A 21,571-nucleotide genomic window follows, 5' to 3' on the forward strand; every position below is an offset into this window, starting at 1 on the left:
TCAGCATCGTGGGTGCTTGATGGTTCCTCGGATTTGACGAAGAAAGGTTGCGGTCGTGGCTTCTAGTTCTGCCCGCATCAGTACTTCGTCAGCTCCGAAATCCATCTGGTTGCCGATTCTGGCTTTGTCACTGATGTATTCGTTGATCGCAACAGCCGCATTTTTCCTGATTTCGTGGTTGGCCGCCGATCTTCGTTACGCACAGTCGGGCGCATTGGCGGCAGTGATTGTCATTAGCTTTTTTGCTATTGGCATCCTGATCGCCGAAGTAGCGGGACGAATTCGCCGCACGTGGGCTATGCCCGCGTTTTTGGGCGCATATGTCATCAAGGTTTTTGGTATCGCCTTCGTGTTGTTGAACCTGGGTTTGCCCGAGTGGGTAAACCGACAGGGATTCGTTCTTGCAGCAGCAATCTCACTCGTTGCCTGGCAGATTGGTGAAGTGCGAGCCTTCATGAAGGCTCGGCTAGCTATCTACAACGAGGACTAGAGAGTTCCCGAAGGCGATATGTCTCAGGGGATGCTGTGAGTTTGATAAGCTTACTACGGGTCATTTTTAGCTAAGCGCCCAAAAGCGTGAGGCTGAATAGTTAATGCTGTCGCAGGGAAACTTGCTGATGGCTCCTCATCAAGGTTGATGCCTCCGGCAACAGCTGCGATGAGATCCCGTTTGATCTTTTCTTCACACGGTGAGAGGCAGTTTCCGCCAGTCACCGCCTTTTGCCCGTGACCGTTACTGCAGAGAGGACAGCGCGTTGTTCGCGTTTGCGCTCCCAATGGCCTCCGAAGAAGGCGGCTTCATTCCGCCAACCGTGCACGATACCCACCTCCCGGAAATTTTCCCATGGGCGGCTGAGTACGGCACTGGTTTCGGCAAGCAGATGCTCATGATCGCTTTGTCGGTTGTGCTTATCTCTTGGTTCTTCACCATGGCCATCAAGAACCCGAAATTGGTTCCAGGCAAGATGCAGTACCTCGCTGAATCCGGCTACGCCTTTGTGCGTAACGGTATCGGCCGCGACATCATTGGCGAGAAAAACTTCCGCCCATGGATTCCGCTGCTGTTCGCGACTTTCTTCTTCGTACTGCTCAACAACCTCTTCGGTGCGATTCCGTTCCTGCAGCTTCCATCGTTCTCACACGCTGGTTCTGCATACGCAATGGCCATCATTATCTACGGCACCTGGATTGCTGTAGGTCTGAAGAACCACGGTATCCGTTACTTCAAGTTGGCAGTCACCCCACCAGGTGTCAGCCCAGTGATGCTGATCCTGCTGGTGCCTTTGGAAATCATTTCTAACTTCATTGTTCGCCCACTGACGCACTCGTTGCGTTTGATGGCGACGATGCTGGCAGGCCATATCATTGTGATGCTGGCAGCCTCAGGTGCTCGTTACTTGATTGTCGTCCAGGATCAGCTGGCACTGAATGGTGTTGGTGTTCTGGTAATCGTCGGTTACGTAGCAATGTACTTCCTTGAATTGTTGATCATGGTTCTGCAGGCGTTCGTCTTTACGCTGCTGACCGCGATCTACATCCAGGGTGCAATTGAAGCTGACGCCCACTAGGCCATTTCTTATTTACTAAATCCCAAAAGTTCTTCCTTGGATCCTTCAAGGAAAACCTCACAACCTACCGGCTAAGAAGCACGGTATCTTGAAAGGAAAAATCGCATGAGCGGCTCCCTGAACATGATCGGTTACGGTCTGGCAGCAATTGGTTCGGCTATCGGCGTGGGCTTGATCTTCGCTGCTTACATCAACGGCGTTGCACGTCAGCCTGAAGCACAGCGTATCCTGCAGCCAATCGCAATGCTTGGCTTCGCACTTGCCGAAGCACTGGCCATCCTTGGCCTGGTTTTCGCCTTCGTTATCAAGTAAGTCCTTCCCGGCTGTAGTGGCCTCGCCACTATCGCGAGGCATACACACAAGTGGAAACTATTAGATAAGGAATGGTGAGAATGAATAGCACTGACTTCATCCTCGCTGCGGAAGAATCGGTCAATCCGCTGCTGCCTAACCCGTGGGAAATTCTCGCCACAGGCGTTGGCTTCGCGGTGCTCCTGTTCATCGTCATCAAGGTGATTGCTCCGAAGTTCGAGCAGGCCTATGAAGATCGCGTTACCGCGATCGAAGGTGGTCTGGAGAAGGCCGAAGCAGCGCAGAAGGAAGCAGAGGAGACCTTGGCACAGTACAAGGCTCAGCTTCTGGAAGCACGCACTGAAGCGAACCGCATCCGCGAGGAAGCTCGCAGCGAAGGCGCTCAGATCCTTGAAGATCTGAAGACCAAAGCAACCGACGAGGCTACTCGCATCAGCGAGCAGGCTCAGCGTCAGATCCAGGCTGAGCGCGTTGCTGCTCAGTCGTCGCTTCGCAACGACGTGGGCACTTTGGCCACCGAGCTTGCAAGCAAGATTGTTGACGAAGCTCTGAAGGACGATGCCCGTGCACAGCACGTGGTTGATCAGTTCCTGAATGATCTGGAGACTCAGCAGAGCGCAGGTGCATCGAACTAATGGCAACTGTATCGAGCGAGTCATTGGCAAAGGCCTTGGAGTTCTTAGAACCCAAGTTGGCACTGGCATCTATTGAGCTGCCAAAGGAACTGTTCGCGGTCCTGGAAGTACTGGATGCAAATGCCGGTCTTCGCCGAGCATTGACTGATCCAGCCCGTGAAGATGCCGAAAAGGCAGGCCTTTTGGCTCAGCTGTTGCGTGGAAAGGTCTCGGCTACTGCTGAGGAAACCCTCGCTCAGTTGGCTTCAACCCGCTGGAGCTCGGAACGCGGCATTAGCGATGCGCTTGAAACGCTGGCAGTTACCGCGGTTACCGCAGTAGCTGAACAGCAGAACGGCGCTTCAGGACTGAACAAGCTGGAGCAGGATCTGTTCTCCTTCATCGAGGTAGTGCGTGGCAATCACGAACTACAGCGTGCGTTGGATGATGCACAGGCCCCAGTTGAAGCTAAGCGCGCTCTTGCGCTGAAGCTTGTGCCTACCGCGTCGCAGACCTCGCAGGTTTTGATCGCTCAGGCTGTTTCAAACCCACGTGGTTTGAAGCCTGCAACGTTGGCAGAACGTTTTGTTGAGCTTGTGGCCAAGCGCCAGCAGCGTTGGATCGCTTCGGTGACCAGCTCTGTAGAGCTTTCGGAACTTCAGCGTTCACGTCTGCAGACCAGCCTGAACAAGCTATATGGTCGTCAGCTAAAGCTCAACTCCACTATTGATCCATCGTTGATCGGTGGAGTAGTAGTAAAGGTTGGCGACGAAGTAGTCGACGCTTCCGTGGCATCACGTGTGGCCCATTTGCGCCGCACACTGGTTGGCTAGAACTTTTGCCAGGTGGCTTACTCCTGGCAGAGGTTCCGGCTTTCCGGGACCAACACAGACTTCATTCACATCGATCCACCGCTTTTGAGGGTGGATCACAATTTAGGAGAGCAGGGACTGCAGATGGCCGATTTGACCATCAATGCCAACGACGTCCGCAATGCCCTAAACGAGTTCGCATCTTCCTACGAACCGGGTAAGGCAGAGCGCACCGAGGTGGGACGCGTCGTCGCCGCGAGCGACGGCATCGCCAAGGTGGAAGGTCTTCCTTCCGTCATGGCCAACGAGTTGCTGAAGTTCGAAGATGGCACCCTGGGCCTGGCCCAGAACCTCGATACCCGTGAAATCGGTGTCGTTGTGCTTGGTGACTTCACCGGCATCGAAGACGGCCAGAAGGTCGAGCGCACCGGCGAGATCCTTTCGGTTCCAGTCGGCGACGGTTTCCTGGGTCGCGTTGTTGACCCACTGGGCGAGCCAATGGATAACCTTGGCCCAATCGAGGCTGAAAGCCGCCGTGCACTGGAACTCCAGGCACCTGGCGTAACTCAGCGCAAGAGCGTTCACGAACCAATGCAGACCGGTCTGAAGGCTATCGACGCCATGATCCCGATCGGCCGTGGCCAGCGTCAGCTGATCATTGGTGACCGCCAGACCGGTAAGACCGCCATTGCGGTTGACACCATCTTGAACCAGCGTGATAACTGGGCAACCGGTGACGAGACCAAGCAGGTTCGTTGCATCTACGTGGCAATCGGCCAGAAGGCATCGACCATCGCTGCCGTACGCCAGACCCTCGAAGAGCAGGGTGCACTGGAATACACCACCATCGTGGCTTCCCCAGCATCTGACCCAGCAGGCTTCAAGTACCTCGCACCATACGCAGGCTCGGCCATTGGCCAGCACTGGATGTACGGTGGCAAGCACGTACTGATCGTCTTTGATGATCTGTCCAAGCAGGCTGAAGCTTACCGCGCCGTGTCGCTGTTGCTACGCCGTCCACCAGGACGCGAAGCATACCCAGGCGACGTCTTCTACCTACACTCCCGTCTGCTTGAGCGTTGTGCCAAGCTTTCTGACGAGCTCGGTGCAGGTTCGATGACTGGTCTTCCAATCATCGAAACCAAGGCAAACGACGTGGGCGCGTTCATCCCGACCAACGTTATCTCGATCACCGACGGTCAGATCTTCTTGCAGTCGGACCTGTTCAACGCCAACCAGCGTCCAGCTGTCGACGTGGGTATCTCGGTATCCCGCGTTGGTGGTTCGGCACAGGTCAAGGCCATGAAGAAGGTCTCCGGTACTTTGAAGCTTGAATTGGCTCAGTACCGCGACATGCAGGCATTCGCTATGTTCGCTTCGGATCTGGATGCCGCTTCCAAGCAGCAGCTGACCCGTGGTGCACGTCTGATGGAACTGCTCAAGCAGGGTCAGTACACCCCTTACGCTGTTGAGGATCAGGTCGTTTCGATCTGGGCCGGCACCAACGGCTACCTGGACGATGTTCCAGTTGAGGACGTACGCCGCTTCGAAGCTGAATTCATCGACTACCTGCGTCACCGCACTGACGTTCTGACCGTTATCGGCCAGACCGGCAAGCTGGAGAACGAGACCCTGGAAGCTATGAAGGCCGGCGTCGCCGACTTCAAGGCTGGCTTCTTCGGTGCAGGCAGCGACCAGCTGGTTGCCGCCGGCCACGAAGAGCATGACGCTCTGAACGCCGAGTCCGTTGACCAGGAAAAGATCGTCAAGCAGAAGCGCTGACAATCTTCTTGTGTTGAAGTTGCGGCGCCGGTAACGGCGCCGTAACAACAGCACAGGGGATAAGGAAAGGACACACATGGGAGCCCAGATTCGGGTCTACCGCCAGAAGATCGGATCGACCAAGTCGATGCGCAAGATCTTCAAGGCGATGGAACTGATCGCTGCATCCCGCATTGGTAAGGCACGTACGCGTGTCGCGGCTTCACTGCCATACGCCAATGCGATTACCCGTGCAGTAACCGCCGTCTCGTCCCAGGCCGATGTCGAGCATCCACTGACCACCGAGCCGGCGCAGGTACGCCGCGCCGCGGTCTTGGTATTGACCTCGGATCGAGGACTTGCCGGGTCCTACTCCGCCAGCGTTCTGAAGCAGGCAGAGCACCTTGTCGAACTTCTTCGTGAAGAAGGCAAAGAAGTCAAGACCTACTTGGTCGGCCGTAAGGCTCAGGCTTACTTTGATTTCCGTTCACGTGAGTACGCACGAGTGTGGACCGGAGAAACTGATTCTCCGCGTTTCGAAACCGCACGCGAGCTGCGCGACGTTCTCCTAGAGGACTTCGACACCGATTATGAAGCGGGTGGCGTAGAAGAAATTCACGTCGTCTACACCCAGTTCAAGTCGATGGTCACGCAGGAACCGACGGTCATCCGTCTGTTGCCGTTGGAGGTTGTCGAGGATGAATCCGAGACCGCAACCGACGAGCTTTTGCCACTGTACGAGTTTGAGCCATCGGCGGAAGAAGTGCTTGACGCACTGCTTCCACGCTACATCGAATCTCGATTGTTCAATGCCCAGCTGCAGTCCGCAGCCTCCGAGCTTGCTGCACGTCAGCGCGCTATGAAGGCCGCAGGCGACAACGCAGGCGAACTAATCAAGAAGTACACACGATTGCTCAACAATGCCCGTCAGGCTGAAATCACCCAGGAGCTATCGGAAATTATCGCCGGCGCAGACGCGCTGAACGGCTAATTCCCCCTAGTTCCGACCAGACAAGAAGTGAGAAAGATGACTGCCCAACTCAACGAGCAGGTTACCGCAGGGGCCATCGGTCGCATCGCGCGTGTGACTGGCCCGGTCGTGGACGTCGAGTTCCCAGCCGACGCACTGCCTGCTATCTACAACGCACTGACCGCTGAGCTGACCCTCAACGGCGAAACCAAGAAGATCACCTTCGAAACCAGCCAGCACCTCGGTGAAGGTCTGATTCGTGCGGTATCGCTTCAGGCCACTGACGGCCTGGTACGCGGCACCTCCGTGACCGACACCGGCGCTGCTATCTCCGTCCCAGTAGGCGACGGCGTCAAGGGCCACATCTTCAACGTATTGGGCGAGGCCCTGGACGTTGATAACTCGGAGATTCAGGTCACCGAGCGTTGGCCAATCCACCGCCAGCCACCTAAGTTCCATGAACTTGAGGGCTCGACCGAAATGCTGGAAACCGGCATCAAGTCGATCGACCTTCTTACCCCATACATCAAGGGTGGAAAGATCGGCCTGTTCGGCGGCGCTGGCGTTGGCAAGACCGTTCTGATCCAGGAAATGATCACCCGTGTTGCACGTAACTTCGGTGGTACTTCGGTATTCGCCGGTGTTGGCGAGCGCACCCGTGAAGGTAACGACCTCTGGGTCGAAATGGATGAGGCTAACGTTCTGAAGGACACCGCCTTGGTGTTCGGTCAGATGGATGAGCCACCTGGAACTCGTTTGCGCGTGGCACTGTCGGCACTGACCATGGCGGAATACTTCCGCGATGTTCAGAACCAGGACGTGCTGCTGTTCATCGACAACATCTTCCGCTTCACCCAGGCCGGTTCCGAGGTGTCGACCCTGTTGGGCCGTATGCCTTCCGCCGTGGGTTACCAGCCGAACTTGGCCGATGAAATGGGTCTGCTTCAGGAACGCATCACCTCGACTAAGGGCCGCTCGATCACCTCGATGCAGGCTGTTTACGTCCCGGCCGATGACTACACTGACCCGGCTCCAGCAGCGACCTTCGCTCACTTGGATGCAACCACCGAGCTTTCGCGTGAAATCGCGTCGCGTGGTCTGTACCCAGCGATCGATCCGCTGACCTCGACCTCGCGAATCCTTGATCCTCAGTACATTGGCCAGGCTCACTACGATGTTGCCATCCGCGTGAAGGCTATTTTGCAGAAGAACAAGGAACTCCAGGACATCATCGCGATTCTTGGTATCGACGAACTGGGCGAAGAAGACAAGATTGTCGTTGCTCGCGCACGTCGTATCCAGCAGTTCCTCTCGCAGAACACCTACACCGCAAAGCAGTTCACCGGTGTTGAGGGTTCGACCGTGGCCATCAAGGACACCATCGAAGGCTTCAAGGCTATTTGCGATGGCGACTTGGATCACATTGCTGAGCAGGCGTTCTTCAACATTGGCGGACTTGACGACGTCGAGCGCCAGTGGGCCGAAATCCAGAAGGCTAGCTAATTATGGCTGAGCTTCAGGTCGAAATCGTCGCGGCTGACCACTTTGTGTGGTCAGGCGCTGCGAAGCTGGTCAAGGCTCGCTCGGTTGACGGCGAGATCGGCGTTCTGCCCGGTCACGTTCCGATGCTGTCGGTGCTTGCCGCTGGGGATCTGGAAATCGATCCAGTTTCCGAGTCACGCTTCTCGGTTCAGGTTGATGGGGGATTCTTCTCCGTTGAATCGGACCGTGTAGTGATCGTTGCTGACAACGCTGTGCTTGGTACCGCAGCGTAGGCGATGAATTGTTTGAGATAACCGCACCAGTTCTGGTCGCTTTGCTGATCTTGATCGGCATCGCCATGTTCTTTGGAGCCATGGCTGTGCGCCGCATTCAATTGCGACGCACGCTGGGCACCTTTGATGCCTCCATCTGTACGCCTCAGGGCAAATGGATGATGGTCATTGCCCGCTATGGCGGGGGACATGTAGATCTGTTGCGGTTTTTCTCTGTTTCGCCGGTACCGCGGTTCCAGCTGAACCGTCGAGGTTTAGACATTACCGGGACCCGTAAGGCCACCGATGATGAATCTTCGCGTATTCCGCCAGGATTTATCATCGTGATGCTCACCCGAAACGGAGAAGAACTGCTGCTAGCCATGGATTACCGTGACTACACCGGTTTCTCGGCCTGGCTTGAAGCCGGACCGATTGCCGGAAGCTGGCAGATCTAGATCTTCATAAACCAAAAGCCGTCGTTACCCAGTGGGTAACGACGGCTTTTGCGTATTTTAGACCAGGCTGGATTGTTCGTATGAGCAGGGTCTGACGCAAGTATTTAGGAGGGATGCCGCATCCTTGGGATTCTGCGGATCATCCGGGCCATTAAGTCAGATCGCACAAGAAGGCTGACCGTAAGGGCCTGCATCAACTGTGCCCTGTGCGAAAAGGCTAGGCGTGAAGCGCACGCGGTAGTTGACTGTAGCTATGAAACGAACCTTGATACTGGGAGGCACTGCCTGGCTTGGACGTGAGCTCGCAGGCCAGTTGGTGCAACGTGGTCATGAAGTGACCTGTTTGAGCCGGGGTAGGTCAGGTGAGGTGGTCGACTCCGCGCGATTTGTGCGTTCTGATCGAAGTCAACCCGGTGCTTATGACGCGGTGCGCAGTGAACACTTTGATGAAGTTATTGAGCTCTCCTTTGATCAGCGCTTTGTGCAGGAGGCGTTGGCAGCACTTTCGCAGAACGCTGGACACTGGACCCTAGTCTCCTCGATTTCTGTCTATGCCAATGAACAGCAGCCCGGGGCGGATGAAGAAGCAGAAGTGCATGATCCCGTAGATCTGAGCGATTACGCTCACGCCAAAGTTGCTGCAGAACGTGTCAGCACGGCCATAGTAGGGGAGCGACTGCTCATTGCTCGTCCGGGATTGATCGCTGGACCTGCAGATCCCAGTGATCGTTTTTCTTATTGGATCTCTCGCTTGGCTTTGGCAGGCGACGGGCAAGTTTTAGTTCCGCGAACCAAGAACCGCTATGTGCAGGTGATTGACGTGAGAGATCTCGCCTCATGGATCATCGATGGCGCAGAGCGCTCATTGACCGGAACCTTCAACATCGTCGGGAGCTCGTATAGCTTTGATGAATTCTTGCATCTGTCCTCAACGATTGCACGCTTCAGCGGTGAACTGGTCACCGCCGACGATGCATGGCTACGAGAACGCGAAGTCAATTACTGGGCTGGGCCTCGTTCGTTGCCCCTATGGATACCGACAGAGGATCTTGGCTTCGCCCAGCGCAGCAATCAGCGGTATCTCGATGCCAATGGACTTGAGCGAGCACTTGAAGCTTTGCTCAGCGATGTCCTCGCCGATGAACGGGCTCGTGGCTTGAGAAGAACCAGACGTGCGGGGCTGAGCCGCAGCGAGGAAATGCAACTGCTCAGCGAACTTGTCACTGGCGCGTGAGTAGCACAAAAGCCATCTCATTTCGTTTTGAGATGGCTTTTGATAACAGCGGTTGTGTATGCGCTAGAGATACTCACCCTTGCGGATGGTCTGAGTCAGCTGCAAATGCGAGTCAAGGATCAACGCATCCGCTGCGAAGCCATAGTGTAGGGAACCGACCTCGTCGGCCAGACCGATCAGTGAGGCAGGAATGCTCGTAGCCGAGGTGACGGCCTGTACTAGTGGAACGCCTGCCTCAACGGTGCGCTGGACGATCTCAAGTAGGGTGCTGGTGCCACCTGCAAGTGAGTTATCACTGGCTAAGCGTGCTTCGCCACCACGAACGTTTACGTCCTGTGGGCCAAGGGTGTACGCACCATCTTCTAGGCCGGTGGCAGCCATGGAGTCGCTCACCAACAAGATATTGTTGGCACCAACCAGACGGTAGACCAAACGAACCGTATCGGGCGATAGGTGTACCCCATCGGCAATGAGTTCAACAAAGGCATTGTGGTTTGCAGCTTCTTCAAGGCATGCGGCTACCGGACCTGGCTCACGATGATGAAGCGAAGGCATTCCATTAAACAGGTGGGTGACTGTCGGTCGTTCGGTGAAACCGTCCACCCCGGCGCTACCAAGTTCCTCACTGGCGAAACGCAGTGAATCTGCAGCGACCTGCGCACTAGCGTCGGTGTGCCCAAGGGACGGAACAACACCGTGCGAAACGAGCTGCTCGATGAGCTCTTCGCTGCCTTCTAGCTCAGGAGCGTAGGTCATGGTGCGAAGCTGGCCACGGCTGGCGGCAACCAGTTGGGTGACAAACTCTGGGTCAGGATCCTGAAGGAAGTGCGGATCCTGGGCACCGCAACGTGCTTCAGAGAGGAACGGTCCTTCAGCGTGGATGCCCGCGATCTGTGCGTCTTCCGCAAATTCGGCCAAAACTTCGGCGGCCTCGATCATGGAATTTGGTTCTGCAGTGACGAGGGACGCCAGCAAGGTTGTGGTTCCTGCGCGGTGAAGGAATTGCACAGCCTGGGCGATATTCGAGCGATCTGGCGCTGAAAAATCTGTACCCAATGCGCCGTGACAATGTACATCAACAAGTCCTGGAATGATGATGGATCCAGCATCAAGCTCTCGGATCTCGTAGTCGGTTGAGTCAGAGAGGGCAGCGAAGTCATCTCTATTCCCAGCAAATCTGATGCGGTCACCATCAACGGCTAACACGCCGTCGGTCACCTCGAGCCCATCGGAAACTAAGGTGGCGAAAAGTGCATAGCGCGTCGAAGTCATGCTCTCAGCTTAGAAGACAGAACGCTCTGAGTCATCGACTGCGGGCAATTGATCTCAAAGAACGGTTAGAAAAGGCGCCCAGCGGAGTCATCGACACCGCGCATCGCGTCATAATCCAAAGTGAGGCAACGAATTCCACGATCCTCGGCCAGCGTGCGGGCCTGCGGTTTGATCTGCTGGGCAGCGAAGATTCCGGTGACGGGTCGCAGCAAGGGATCACGATTGAGCAACTCTAGGTAGCGGGTGAGCTGTTCAACGCCGTCGATATCTCCGCGACGCTTGAGCTCCACCGCAACGGTGGCGCCCTGGTGATCGCGCGCGAGGATGTCGACAGGACCAATAGGCGTCATGTATTCACGGCGGATGAGCTTATGACCGTCACCGAGCAAGTCAATCTGTTCGGCGAGCAGACGCTGCAGATCAGCTTCGACGCCATCTTTGATGAGCCCCGGGTCGGTGCCAAGAATGTGTGCCGAGTCGTGCTCAAAACTGTGGAAGTTGATGGTCAACTTGTCATCGGTCTTGGCGCTGGCCACGGTCCACGTGGCAATAGCGCCCATCGCGGCGGCATCTTCGTCCGGCTCAACCTCGTGAAGAGTCAACGGCGGGTTCATCCAGTTCAATGGCTTGTAACTACCGCCATCGGAGTGAATTAGTACCGAACCATCGGCTTTGACCATCACCAGACGAGTCGCCAATGGGAGGTGGGCACGAAGACGGCCCTCATAATCTACTGAACACTTTGCAACCACTAAACGCACTTCACACACTTTACTAGGTGGTTGCGTAATGCGCCGGGAGATACGGCATGATTAATGACATGCCTCGTTCAAATCGTCCACGCCGTCCCAAGAGTTCACGTCCGGGTAATGCGCGGAATCATGATGAAGAATCAGACTACGAAGCGGGCTCCGATGACTGGTTACAAAAAGCACGCTTTGGCGTGGTGCGACTGCAAGACGCCCCCGATGGTCAGTGGCACGTACGCAAAATCTCACCAATGAACGCGAGTAAGACTTATACCTGCCCTGGTTGCAATCGACAGATTGGCGTTGGAGTAGGGCATCTGGTGGCGTGGCGAGCGGACCACTGGTCCGGCGAGGACGCTGCAGCTACCGCGAGGCGACATTGGCATTCGCACTGCTGGGATACCCGTTCCTACCGTTACTAAGCTTGGCTGAAGTATCAGCAGACAAGTAACTAGCGGCGGTCCTGCCGTGCGATGAACACTTCACGCAAAAGAATCATGGCGCTGGCTGCAACCGGGATAGCCATCAACGCACCGGTGACTCCGGCCAAGGCGCCTCCGGCAATCACCGAGATCACCGCAACTGCACCTGGAACGGCAACGGCTCGACGCATGATGCGTGGGGAGACGAAGTAGGCTTCAACCTGCAGGTAGCCGAAGTAGCAAACCGCGTAAATTACCGCAGTCTGCCAACCCAGCGAGAGCGTCACCAAGGTGACTAAAATTCCGGCGATGACACCGCCCACTAGCGGTATAAAAGCGAGCACTGCGACAAGCAGGGTAAGCAAAGCAGTAAACGGAACGCCAAGTATGGTCATCAACAGCAGGGCAACCAATGCGTTCAGAACCGCCACAGTGGCCTGGCCCATGACGTAGTTACCTACCGAGCGGGTAATCCTTTCAGCTAACCCAGCGACCCGTTCTCGTTTTGAACGAGGGGCTAAGCGAAGCGAGAAGCCCATCATGCCTGGCAGTGAAGCTAAGAAGTAGATGGCCAAGACCAGAACAATCAGCACGCCAAACATCGACTGTGCAACGGTTTGTGACACGCCGAGAACGCCACCAAAGACGTTGGTTACGGCACCTGAATCACCAAAGAACCGGTCAACCTCTTCCGTCACTCGTTCAGTGAGCGCGTACTGCGTATCAATGTCTTGAACCCATTGCGTGTTCAAGAAATCGGCCACGATCTCAGGCGCGCGAGCAATGAACGTGGAGATCTGATTAACCAGTGTTGGAATGATCAGCGCCATGAAGCCACCAAAAATGATCAGCATCCCCACCATGGTTGCCACCACTGCTAGCGGTCGAGAAAGTCCCTTGCGCATCAGGAAGCGAACCACCGGGTCCAGACCCAACGCAATAAACAGCGCAATGGCGATCCAAGTTAGTAGGGAACCAACGTTGGTTAGCAGGTAAAAACCGCCCAGCGCCAAACCCACACCGATCGTGGCCAAGAAGCCCATGGAGATCGGGTGCAACGAGGGGAACGGTTCAAATGTTTCTCCCGAATGGTGCTCGGGCTCTTCGCCCAGTGCCGCGGCGCGCTGAGGCACGTTAAGTAATTTGTTCAGGGTGGTGATCAGCCGGGGGACCAAACCGTCTTGCGCCGAAACAGTGTGCGGGGCCGTCGGTATAGGCCCAGTTGCCGAAGACGCGTCAGGAGCAGACGATCCAGTTGATGGTGATTCTGAACCGGATTGTGGCGTACTAACAACTTCGTCGGTCTCGTTGGGATCGCGGTGCTCACGCGGCTGATCTTGCTCCATGGCACTGAGCATATCGCGGTAATAAGATGATTTTGTGTTTCAAGACACCGAACGCAATAGCTAATGAGTCACTTCACAAGCGAAGAACGGAACCATGAATGCGCTGGACTCGTTAGACTTGGGACAGAACTGCTGTGAGACGTAGGCGAATAGGTGAACTCGTGCGAAAAGTAATCTCCGTGATCGCGATGCTGCTAGGGGCTGTGGCCCTTGTAGTTGGCATCGGACAGAAGACCTTTTGGGCCCCGCCCGAAACGGTCACCGCTTCCATGCCGCAACTGGACGGTGAGGCGCCGCTGACATTGATCGAGCCATCGATCGATGATTCCAAACTGGACCCCATAGATCTGGTCATTAAGGGCAAGGGTGATTTCACCGCGTCTCTGGGCCGTAGCTATGACGTTGACGCTTGGGTTGACAAGGCAGCGCACGTTTCGCTGACCGGTATCGATACCGAGAACCATAAGATGATTGCCGAGTATGTCAAGGGTGATGCGCAAGTACCTAACCCTGCTGGTGATGACATCTTCTTCGATTCCCAGAGTGCCGATGGCACCATGACCTACCGCTGGACTGCTCCAGACTCCGGTGATTGGTCACTGCTGTTGGCTGCTGACGGAAAGGACGCCGCTCCAGTGGATATTTCCGTAACTTACGCCAATGACGATGCAATGCCATTCGCATTGCCACTGATCATTGCTGGCGCACTGCTGTTGGTCTTCGGACTGGCACTGCTGGTTATGCGTCCAGGTAAGCCAAAGACCAAGGGTACAAACACCCAGCACTCGGTGGCTGCTGCTGCCGTCGTTGCTTTGACAATTTCTGGCGTGACCCTGCCAATGCAGCCTTCGGATGATGCAAGCGCAAAGCCTTCGGAGTCTGCAGATGCTAGCTCTAGCCCAGCCTCCTCGGCTCCTGCCGATGAATCCGCTTCGGCATCTAGCAGCAAGAAGGAAACTACCGAGTTCCCTGTGCTGACCGAAGAACAGCTGAAGAATGTTTTGGCTGATGTGCAGAAGCAGGTCGCTGCTGCTGACGAGAAGAACGACTCCAAGGCATTGGAAGCTCGTACTGCCGGAGCCTTCAAGTACCTGCGTGGCAAGCGCTACGACATGCTGAAGGAGAAGTTCCAGGTTGATAAGCCAGAGGCCCTGAATACTCAGGTTTTGCGTTCGGCCGCTGTACCAAACGCTAGTGGTGCCAAGTTCCCTCGCGTAATCTCCGTGGTTACCGCAAAGGACAACGACGCCAACACCTTGCCACAGGCTTTGACCTTGGTACAGAAGAGTGCTCGTGAAAACTACCAGGTAGTCTTTGCCGGCCAAATGCTGCCAAACTCTTCCTTCCCAGGTATTGCTGTGGGAGATCCTGCTACCAAGCAGTTGACCGCTGACGCCAAGAACTTGCAGATGACCCCTGAAAAGGCACTGGACGCACTGGGCGATGTTTTGACCAACGAGAAGTCGAAGCAGGCGGACAAATTCGCTGATTCTGATTTCATCAAGGCAATCCATGCCGCTCAGAAGTCTGAGTCAAAGGATGCTGACCAGGCAAAGGTGAGCTACAAGCGCAGTGTCAACAAGGGTGATACCTACGTAGTATCTACCCCAGACGGCGGCGCCATTGTTGCTGGCAAGCTGGAGAACAAGGCAAAGTTCGAACGAACTGAAGATGCTGATCCGCTCAAGAGCACGGACAAGCTCACCCAGCAGTTGTTGGGTAAGAATGAGTCCAACGGTAGCGTAGAAAGCACTTACGCTGAACCAGTAATGTTCTACATTCCTGCTGATGGCTCTGACGATAAGATCCAGCTGATCTCAGCTGATCAGGTCCTACTCGGTGTAAAGGAAGTTGACTAGTACCCATGACTCAAGAGAACATCCCATCGACCCGCGGCGCGGTAGACCTGTCGGCCTTGGCTAACCAGGCCCCAAAGGCTGTTGACAGCTCGGCGGCTGCTACTGCTGCTAGCTGGACCATCAATGTGGACGAGGCGGCTTTCCAACAGTTTGTTGGCTTGTCCCAGAACGTGCCAGCCATCGTTTCTTTGGGTTCGCCTCGTGTCCAGGTGTCAGTTGATCTTGATGCACTGCTCACTCGTTTGGTCGATTCCAAGGGAGGCAAGTTTGTCCTCGGCTTGGTTGACGCAGAAACCTACCCGCAGATTGCTCAGGCTTTCCAAGCCCAGCAAATCCCGATGGTTGTTGCGCTGATCAAGGGCCAACCGGTTCCGCTGTTCCAAGGCCCAGCGGCCGAAGAACAGATCAGCCAGCTCTTTGTGCAGCTTGAACAGTTGGCAGTTCAGCAGGGTCTGAGCGGAACTGTTCCACCGTTCTCCGGAACTGCTACCGACACTGAGCCAGCACTGCCACCGTTGCATCAGAAGGCCATCGATGCCATTGATGCGGGGGACTACGCTGCAGCTGAAGCTGCTTATCACGAAGCGCTGAACGAGAAGCCAAACGACCACGATGCACAGGTTGGTATCTATCAGGTTCGTTTGCTTTCACGCACGCAGAACCTTGACCTGAACAAGTCACGTGAACAGGCTGCGCAGAATCCAGAGGATATCGCTGCGCAGTTGGAAGTCGCTGATCTTGATGTCATCGGCGGCCACGTAGAAGATGCGTTTGCTCGTTTGGTGACGCTGATTTCTCGGTTGGTTGACGACGAGCGTGAACGCGTTCGCCGCCGTCTCATTGAGCTTTACGCGGTGGTTGGTAATACCGATCCACGTGTTGCAGCCTCACGTCAGAAATTGGCACGATTGCTGTTCTAAGTCACAGCAATAAAGCGCCGCGGTTCAAAGAGAAATCTTTGAACCGCGGCGCTTTGCTGTCTGCGAGGATAACTCCAAAGGATGATGTGTTCTGACTAGGGCAATTGCTAGGCTAATTTTATGAGTCAGATCGCACTGGATATCCGCGGCCTCGCCAAGCAATTTGGCCCCAAAGTCGCAGTGAACAACGTCAGCTTGCAAGTTCCCACCGGATCTTTTTATGGTCTCGTCGGCCCCAACGGTGCAGGCAAAACGACAATGTTGTCGATGGCCACCGGCCTGCTTCGTCCGGACTCCGGCCAGGCGCTGGTCAATGGTCTGGACATCTGGGCCCAACCGCAAGAAGCCAAAGCGACCCTAGGTGTGCTGGCCGACGGGGTGAGGCAATTTGACCGTCTGACCGGCCGGCAACTGGTCAGCTACTCGGGTCTCTTGCGCGGAATGAACCGTGCAGAAGTTGCCCAGCGCACCGAAGATTTGCTGCGCGTGATGGACCTGAGTAACGACGGCGACAAACTGGTCGTGGACTATTCCGCCGGTATGACCAAGAAGATTTCCTTGGCCACAGCGATGATCCATTCTCCAAAACTTCTAGTTCTCGACGAACCTTTTGAAGCTGTTGACCCAGTCTCGGCAGCGAACATCCGAGACATTCTTAACGACTACGTTGCCTATGGCGGTACCGTAATCGTTTCCTCGCACGTGATGGATCTAGTGCAGCGTATGTGTACACACGTGGCAGTTATCGCTGGCGGTGTGCTCAAGGCGCAGGGTTCGGTAGACGATGTCCGTGGCGGCATGAGCTTGGAAGATCGCTTTGTGGATCTGGTTGGCGGACGCGGAAATAACGAAGGGTTGTCATGGTTGCGCACATCCTCAAACTAAAACTGAGATTGCTGGGCAACGGTTTTAAACGCTCAATCGGTCAACTGATCGGTGTGATCATCGGTGGCGTGTACGCCCTTGGGATGATCACGATGCTCACCATCTTCGCAGTGGTCTCGGCCGGTGAAACCACTATTGCTTCCGAAATCAGTATCATCACTGGATCGCTTGCCGTGCTCGGCTGGGCGATTATTCCGCCGCTACTGACCGGTGTAGATCTGACTCTGGAACCTTCGCGCTTTGTGCACTTTGGTATTCCTCAAAAAACCTTAGGCCCGGCACTGGTACTTTCTGGCTTCATCTCTGTGCCAGCAATACTCACCATTATCGGACTGATCGGCGCTTCACTGATCTGGCGCCTAGAGGTTGCCATCTTGCCGGTGGCTGTACTGGCAGCTTTAGCTACCGCGGTGATGGCTATACTGGTTTGCCAGTACCTGACCATCATGTCCACCGCACTGCGTGCTAAGCGCCGATTCCGCGAGCTTACCTTTGCCTTGTTGTTCCTTGTACTCATCTGCTTTGGCCCAATCATTTCTTCAGTAGCTTCAGCCGCCCAGAGCATGATGGATTGGCTTGCTCCACTGACCAATGTTCTGTCCTACACCCCATTGGGTGCCGCAGCTGCCTTGCCAGGAGCGCTGGCCTCGGGGAACTATGCGAAGTTTGCCATCTGTTTGGTACTGGCCATCGTTTACCTCGGTGGACTCTACTTCTTGGTCAACAAGGCCACAGCAGAAGCCACGGTGACCCCGCCGCCCGAACAACGCGCTGCTAAACAAAGTGGCCTCGGCTTTTTCAAGTTCGTTCCTGCCACGCCGACTGGTGCCGTAGCTGCACGAGCATTAACCTACTGGTTCAAAGATCCGCGATATGCAATTGGTGTGCTGCTGGTGCCGGTTCTTCCGTTGATTTTCTGGTTCAGCGGCAATCAGTCCGGCGATTACACCATGATGTTCTTGATCGGACCGATCATTGGTATCTTGCTGGGCTTCTCAATTTCTGCAGATATCTCTTATGACAACACTGCTTTTGCGTTGCACATTCTTACTGGCGTTCATGGCAAGGCAGATAGGGCGGGGCGTGCCGCGGCCTGCTTCACCCTTTCGATTATTCCGGTGCTGCTGGCCGCAATTCTGCCTGGCGCCATTTCCGGCCAGAGCTGGCGAATTGCCGGGGACCTGGGGCTTTCCTTGGCCGCGTTGCTCATTGCGTTGGGAGTGGCTTCGCTGGCTTCGGCCCGGTACACCTATGCTGTTCCATTGCCGGGGGATAACCCCATGAAAACACCTCCGGGCAACGGAGTACGCGTGGCATTAACGCAGCTGGGAACCGTTGGTTCCATGGCGGTCTTGCTGATCCCGGTGTTGATTCCTTATGTGATCGGTTGGATCCAAAAGTCTGCGGCGCTGGGTCTGGTGACCCTAGCGGTCGGACTAATCCTCGGAATGACGCTGTTGGTCGTTGGGATTATCGTTGGCGGAAAATGGTATGAGAAGCGGGCACCTGAACTAATGCAAGCTGTGATGCTGAACAAATAGCAGACTTGGTACCAGTACGACACGGGCACACCGATCAGACGCAATTTTTGATCGATGTTCCCGTGTCGTTTTTTGATGTTAAAACCCGGTGAATTCTGCGCCGTCCGCGCGGTCGAAACGAGGCAGGTGAGAGCGCCGTGAAGCGTGTTTTGGACGTGGAATGTGGACAAGCTCCCATGAGCTAACGACCCACGTACAGACCAATACGTATTAGACTTGAAGGCATGGTGGAACAGTCTGAAGAAACCCGTGGCGGCACAGCAACAATCGAACGTACCGAGACAACCCAGAGTGTCGAGGCCGGCGATCATGAGCGTTTTGCCCACTACGTCCAGAAGGAAAAGATCATGGAATCGGCGATGTCCGGTGATCCAGTGATTGCTCTGTGCGGCAAGGTCTGGACCCCAGGCCGTGACCCAAAGAAGTTCCCGGTATGCCCTGAGTGCAAGGAAGTTTACGAATCCTTGATGGGTTAGTGCCTAAGAAATACAGCACTAGTTCACACACAGCACGCGGCCGGGAAAAGGTATATGACCGAGACACTTTTTGATTTTGGTGACAAGCTTCCACTGGAAGACAAACTCCCTTTAGCGTATCCGGAGCGTACGGCCTGGGGCACCGGGCCTAAGCTTCGAGCTTGGCAGGCGGAAGCACTGGCTCAGTACTTTGATACTGAGCCCAAAGACTTTATGGCAGTGGCTACCCCTGGTGCGGGTAAAACCACGTTTGCACTGCGCCTTGCAAAAGTTTTGATTGACTCTGGCAAGATCAACCGCATGATCGTTGTTGCGCCTACCGATCACTTGAAAAAACAGTGGGCGGACGCAGCAGCGCGCGTGGGTATCGCCTTGGACCCCAATTACAAGAACTCAGATGGACGCCACGGTTCGCACTATATGGGTGTTGTTGTCACCTATGCGCAGGTTTCGCTGAAGCCAGCAGTACACCGTGCAAAAACTGAGGGTGCCCGTACCCTGGTCATCATGGATGAGGTCCACCACGCAGGTGACGCACTGTCCTGGGGTGACGGTATCCGCGAAGCATTTGAACCGGCCACACGCCGTCTTGCCCTGACCGGTACACCGTTCCGTTCCGACGCGGCACCGATTCCCTTCGTTCAGTACGTTGACGAAGGTGATGGCATCCGCCGTTCCAAGGCTGACTACACCTATGGCTACGGCAACGCCTTGGCTGACCATGTGGTTCGTCCTGTGCTCTTCATGGCGTACTCGGGCAATATGCGCTGGCGTACCGCCGCCGGTGAGGAAATGGAAGCAAACCTTGGTGAAGGGTTTACTAAGGACATCACGGCCCATGCTTGGCGTACCGCGTTGGACCCGCACGGTGACTGGATTCCTTCGGTGCTTCAAGCAGCGGATCGACGCCTGTCCGAAGTTCGTCGCACCGTAAAAGATGCTGGCGGACTGATCATTGCCACCGACCATGAAGACGCGCGCGGTTACGCCGCACAGCTCGAAGCGATTTGTGGCGAAAAGGTCACCACGATTCTTTCGGATGACCCTAAAGCGTCGCAGAAGATTGATGATTTCTCGGCATCTGAGGCACGCTGGATGGTCGCTGTGCGCATGGTGTCTGAAGGCGTGGACGTTCCGCGTTTGTGTGTTGGCGTTTACGCCACGAGTACTTCAACTCCGTTGTTCTTTGCGCAGGCTGTTGGACGCTTTGTGCGTAGTCGTAAGCGCGGCGAGGTAGCCAGCGTTTTCCTTCCTTCGGTGCCAATCTTGATGGCCCTGGCCAACGAGATGGAAGTTGAACGTGACCACGCCTTGGACCGTGAAGGTTCAAAGGAAGAAGACGGTCTTGATGACTCGCTTCTTGAAGCTGCCAACAAGGAAGACAAGGCCAGCGATGATCTGGTGCGCAGTAAGTTTGAGGCACTGAATTCTCAAGCTTCCTTCGACCGTGTGCTCTTTGACGGCGGCGAATTTGGTACCGGTGCAGATATTGGTAGCGACGAGGAACTTGGGTTCCTAGGCATTCCCGGTCTGTTAGACACCGAGCAGGTATCTGAGCTTCTACGCAAGCAACAGAACAAGCAGATCAGTAAGGGCGCTACCAAGCCTGAACCTGTCTCGGATCACCGACGGATGATGGATCTGCGTACCAAGCTTTCTAAGAATGTGTCCGCTTGGGCTGCTCGCACCGGAGCACCACACGGTCAGATTCACAATAAGCTGCGTAGCGTGTGTGGAGGGCCAGCAGTGCCTCAGGCCAACGCTGACCAGTTGCAAGCCAGAATTGATAAGTTGCAAGATTGGTTTGTTGGACGCAAGTAGCGCTTAGCGCAGATAACGCTCTGCGCAGACACTGACGTCATTTTTCCGGCCGCCCGGGTGCATTGTAGAGATCGCATCCGGGCGGTCGTCTCTGGTGCGGCGCAAGTATTCTCTGCATCATACGCAGGATTCATCGCAGCTGGTGCACGTCAGGACGAGACGCGGTCATAAACCAGAACCCGGACTCCGGAGTCGAGAAGTACCTCGCTGGTTGGTTGGTAGTCGTGGAACGCGAATGGGCCGTTGAACAATGGGATTCCCGAGCCGATAATTGAGCGGTTCACTTTCAGAACCAGCCTGTCGATTTCCGGTAGCAGGCTATGGGCAAGTGTTCCGCCACCGGCAAGCCATAGGTCTTTACCGTCCTCGGACTTCAACTCGCGTACCCGTTCAAGGCCACGTTCGCTGACGAGCTCAACACCAGGACCAACGCTAGTCAACGTAGTTGAAAATACTAGGTGGCGAAGGTGCGGGTAGGCATCACTCAAGCCGGCGGCCACGCCCAACTCATACGATGATCGACCCTCTAAAACAGTGTCAAAATGCTCGCCCGGCGCAGACAGCCCCATGGCTTCACGAGCAGGCGCTGGCAAGGTTTCCGGGTAGTTCGTTACGATGAATTTGATGAGGTCATCGGTGATTGGGAAAAACTCTGAGCCGCTGGGGTCCCCGCCGTCTGGGGAAGCGATGAAGCCATCTAGAGTGGTGGCAACGTAGTACACGAGCTTTCTCATACGCAGTCCGTTCATCAACATGAAAAGTGTGCACCTAGCATGTCAATTGAACCGACGCTGGTC

Annotated in this window: 22 protein-coding genes; 18 read left to right on the forward strand and 4 right to left on the reverse strand. The window is 55.5% G+C overall.

What is annotated here, in order from left to right; genetic code table 11:
• The first annotated feature begins 55 nt into the window (after positions 1-55).
• From AC1Z3F_RS03330 to AC1Z3F_RS03380, 11 genes are all read left to right on the forward strand, one after another.
• Entirely contained in the window at positions 56-490 is a 435-nt protein-coding gene (locus tag AC1Z3F_RS03330; protein ID WP_131087864.1) for a hypothetical protein, read from the forward strand.
• 265 nt (positions 491-755) lie between these two features.
• Positions 756-1,568, forward strand: coding sequence for a F0F1 ATP synthase subunit A (gene atpB / locus AC1Z3F_RS03335; protein WP_165477250.1), 813 nt, complete (start codon positions 756-758; stop codon positions 1,566-1,568).
• A 105-nt stretch (positions 1,569-1,673) separates the two neighbouring features.
• The gene (locus AC1Z3F_RS03340; protein WP_022876338.1) at positions 1,674-1,880 is read left to right on the forward strand and encodes an ATP synthase subunit C; all 207 of its coding nucleotides are present in this window, start codon (positions 1,674-1,676) and stop codon (positions 1,878-1,880) included.
• A gap of 80 nt (positions 1,881-1,960) precedes the next feature.
• Positions 1,961-2,515, forward strand: a complete 555-nt coding sequence (locus AC1Z3F_RS03345; protein ID WP_131087866.1) for a F0F1 ATP synthase subunit B — start codon at positions 1,961-1,963, stop codon at positions 2,513-2,515.
• The gene (locus tag AC1Z3F_RS03350) at positions 2,515-3,327 is read left to right on the forward strand and encodes a F0F1 ATP synthase subunit delta (RefSeq protein WP_131087867.1); all 813 of its coding nucleotides are present in this window, start codon (positions 2,515-2,517) and stop codon (positions 3,325-3,327) included. Before AC1Z3F_RS03345 ends, AC1Z3F_RS03350 begins: the two co-directional genes overlap by 1 nt.
• Before the next feature lie 123 nt (positions 3,328-3,450).
• Positions 3,451-5,088, forward strand: a complete 1,638-nt coding sequence (gene atpA / locus AC1Z3F_RS03355) for a F0F1 ATP synthase subunit alpha (protein WP_131087868.1) — start codon at positions 3,451-3,453, stop codon at positions 5,086-5,088.
• 76 nt (positions 5,089-5,164) lie between these two features.
• Positions 5,165-6,058: a F0F1 ATP synthase subunit gamma gene (locus AC1Z3F_RS03360; RefSeq protein WP_262198012.1), complete on the forward strand. Its 894-nt coding sequence runs from the start codon at positions 5,165-5,167 to the stop codon at positions 6,056-6,058.
• A gap of 36 nt (positions 6,059-6,094) precedes the next feature.
• Complete coding sequence (atpD, locus tag AC1Z3F_RS03365; protein WP_131087870.1) at positions 6,095-7,540, forward strand: F0F1 ATP synthase subunit beta; 1,446 nt, start codon at positions 6,095-6,097, stop codon at positions 7,538-7,540.
• A 2-nt stretch (positions 7,541-7,542) separates the two neighbouring features.
• On the forward strand, positions 7,543-7,812 hold the full coding sequence (locus AC1Z3F_RS03370) for a F0F1 ATP synthase subunit epsilon (RefSeq protein ID WP_131087871.1): 270 nt from the start codon (positions 7,543-7,545) through the stop codon (positions 7,810-7,812).
• Positions 7,813-7,820: 8 nt separating this feature from the next.
• Entirely contained in the window at positions 7,821-8,249 is a 429-nt protein-coding gene (locus AC1Z3F_RS03375; protein WP_262198011.1) for a DUF2550 domain-containing protein, read from the forward strand.
• Between the two features lie 253 nt (positions 8,250-8,502).
• Positions 8,503-9,483: an NAD-dependent epimerase/dehydratase family protein gene (locus tag AC1Z3F_RS03380; RefSeq protein ID WP_483566557.1), complete on the forward strand. Its 981-nt coding sequence runs from the start codon at positions 8,503-8,505 to the stop codon at positions 9,481-9,483.
• 63 nt (positions 9,484-9,546) lie between these two features.
• Here AC1Z3F_RS03380 and nagA read toward each other — a convergent pair whose 3' ends face one another.
• Entirely contained in the window at positions 9,547-10,755 is a 1,209-nt protein-coding gene (nagA, locus tag AC1Z3F_RS03385; protein ID WP_483566558.1) for an N-acetylglucosamine-6-phosphate deacetylase, read from the reverse strand.
• Positions 10,756-10,820: 65 nt separating this feature from the next.
• The gene (gene nucS, locus AC1Z3F_RS03390; protein ID WP_131087875.1) at positions 10,821-11,516 is read right to left on the reverse strand and encodes an endonuclease NucS; all 696 of its coding nucleotides are present in this window, start codon (positions 11,514-11,516) and stop codon (positions 10,821-10,823) included.
• 59 nt (positions 11,517-11,575) lie between these two features.
• Between nucS and AC1Z3F_RS03395 the strand changes: the two genes are divergently transcribed.
• Positions 11,576-11,926, forward strand: coding sequence for a hypothetical protein (locus AC1Z3F_RS03395; RefSeq protein ID WP_131087876.1), 351 nt, complete (start codon positions 11,576-11,578; stop codon positions 11,924-11,926).
• A gap of 29 nt (positions 11,927-11,955) precedes the next feature.
• Here AC1Z3F_RS03395 and AC1Z3F_RS03400 read toward each other — a convergent pair whose 3' ends face one another.
• Positions 11,956-13,272, reverse strand: coding sequence for an AI-2E family transporter (locus AC1Z3F_RS03400; protein WP_483566559.1), 1,317 nt, complete (start codon positions 13,270-13,272; stop codon positions 11,956-11,958).
• A 161-nt stretch (positions 13,273-13,433) separates the two neighbouring features.
• On the opposite strand from AC1Z3F_RS03400, the gene AC1Z3F_RS03405 reads away from it, so the two are divergent.
• From AC1Z3F_RS03405 to AC1Z3F_RS03430, 6 genes are all read left to right on the forward strand, one after another.
• Entirely contained in the window at positions 13,434-15,131 is a 1,698-nt protein-coding gene (locus AC1Z3F_RS03405; protein WP_483566560.1) for a hypothetical protein, read from the forward strand.
• A gap of 5 nt (positions 15,132-15,136) precedes the next feature.
• Positions 15,137-16,051: a co-chaperone YbbN gene (locus AC1Z3F_RS03410; protein ID WP_483566561.1), complete on the forward strand. Its 915-nt coding sequence runs from the start codon at positions 15,137-15,139 to the stop codon at positions 16,049-16,051.
• A gap of 120 nt (positions 16,052-16,171) precedes the next feature.
• Entirely contained in the window at positions 16,172-16,936 is a 765-nt protein-coding gene (locus tag AC1Z3F_RS03415; protein WP_262198004.1) for an ABC transporter ATP-binding protein, read from the forward strand.
• The gene (locus AC1Z3F_RS03420; protein ID WP_483566562.1) at positions 16,912-18,477 is read left to right on the forward strand and encodes a transporter; all 1,566 of its coding nucleotides are present in this window, start codon (positions 16,912-16,914) and stop codon (positions 18,475-18,477) included. The genes AC1Z3F_RS03415 and AC1Z3F_RS03420 overlap by 25 nt, the downstream gene beginning before the upstream one ends.
• Before the next feature lie 224 nt (positions 18,478-18,701).
• The gene (locus AC1Z3F_RS03425; protein ID WP_131087882.1) at positions 18,702-18,953 is read left to right on the forward strand and encodes a DUF3039 domain-containing protein; all 252 of its coding nucleotides are present in this window, start codon (positions 18,702-18,704) and stop codon (positions 18,951-18,953) included.
• 54 nt (positions 18,954-19,007) lie between these two features.
• Positions 19,008-20,774: a DEAD/DEAH box helicase gene (locus AC1Z3F_RS03430; RefSeq protein WP_262198002.1), complete on the forward strand. Its 1,767-nt coding sequence runs from the start codon at positions 19,008-19,010 to the stop codon at positions 20,772-20,774.
• 149 nt (positions 20,775-20,923) lie between these two features.
• On the opposite strand, the gene AC1Z3F_RS03435 is transcribed toward AC1Z3F_RS03430, so the two are convergent.
• Positions 20,924-21,508, reverse strand: coding sequence for a dihydrofolate reductase family protein (locus AC1Z3F_RS03435; RefSeq protein ID WP_131087884.1), 585 nt, complete (start codon positions 21,506-21,508; stop codon positions 20,924-20,926).
• Between the last annotated feature and the right edge of the window lie 63 nt (positions 21,509-21,571).

The sequence above is a fragment of the Glutamicibacter sp. MOO4 genome, assembly GCF_056934395.1.

Excerpts from the sequence above, each read along its gene's own strand:
- AC1Z3F_RS03350 (WP_131087867.1), top strand. The coding sequence starts at position 2,515 with ATGGCAACTGTATCGAGCGAGTCATTGGCAAAGGCCTTGGAGTTCTTA.
- AC1Z3F_RS03395 (WP_131087876.1), top strand. The coding sequence starts at position 11,576 with ATGCCTCGTTCAAATCGTCCACGCCGTCCCAAGAGTTCACGTCCGGGT.
- AC1Z3F_RS03425 (WP_131087882.1), top strand. The coding sequence starts at position 18,702 with ATGGTGGAACAGTCTGAAGAAACCCGTGGCGGCACAGCAACAATCGAA.
- AC1Z3F_RS03415 (WP_262198004.1), top strand. The coding sequence starts at position 16,172 with ATGAGTCAGATCGCACTGGATATCCGCGGCCTCGCCAAGCAATTTGGC.
- AC1Z3F_RS03380 (WP_483566557.1), top strand. The coding sequence starts at position 8,503 with ATGAAACGAACCTTGATACTGGGAGGCACTGCCTGGCTTGGACGTGAG.
- atpA (WP_131087868.1), top strand. The coding sequence starts at position 3,451 with ATGGCCGATTTGACCATCAATGCCAACGACGTCCGCAATGCCCTAAAC.
- AC1Z3F_RS03430 (WP_262198002.1), top strand. The coding sequence starts at position 19,008 with ATGACCGAGACACTTTTTGATTTTGGTGACAAGCTTCCACTGGAAGAC.
- AC1Z3F_RS03340 (WP_022876338.1), top strand. The coding sequence starts at position 1,674 with ATGAGCGGCTCCCTGAACATGATCGGTTACGGTCTGGCAGCAATTGGT.
- AC1Z3F_RS03435 (WP_131087884.1), bottom strand. The coding sequence starts at position 21,508 with ATGAGAAAGCTCGTGTACTACGTTGCCACCACTCTAGATGGCTTCATC.
- atpD (WP_131087870.1), top strand. The coding sequence starts at position 6,095 with ATGACTGCCCAACTCAACGAGCAGGTTACCGCAGGGGCCATCGGTCGC.
- AC1Z3F_RS03370 (WP_131087871.1), top strand. The coding sequence starts at position 7,543 with ATGGCTGAGCTTCAGGTCGAAATCGTCGCGGCTGACCACTTTGTGTGG.
- AC1Z3F_RS03360 (WP_262198012.1), top strand. The coding sequence starts at position 5,165 with ATGGGAGCCCAGATTCGGGTCTACCGCCAGAAGATCGGATCGACCAAG.
- AC1Z3F_RS03420 (WP_483566562.1), top strand. The coding sequence starts at position 16,912 with ATGGTTGCGCACATCCTCAAACTAAAACTGAGATTGCTGGGCAACGGT.
- AC1Z3F_RS03410 (WP_483566561.1), top strand. The coding sequence starts at position 15,137 with ATGACTCAAGAGAACATCCCATCGACCCGCGGCGCGGTAGACCTGTCG.
- AC1Z3F_RS03345 (WP_131087866.1), top strand. The coding sequence starts at position 1,961 with ATGAATAGCACTGACTTCATCCTCGCTGCGGAAGAATCGGTCAATCCG.
- nagA (WP_483566558.1), bottom strand. The coding sequence starts at position 10,755 with ATGACTTCGACGCGCTATGCACTTTTCGCCACCTTAGTTTCCGATGGG.
- AC1Z3F_RS03400 (WP_483566559.1), bottom strand. The coding sequence starts at position 13,272 with ATGGAGCAAGATCAGCCGCGTGAGCACCGCGATCCCAACGAGACCGAC.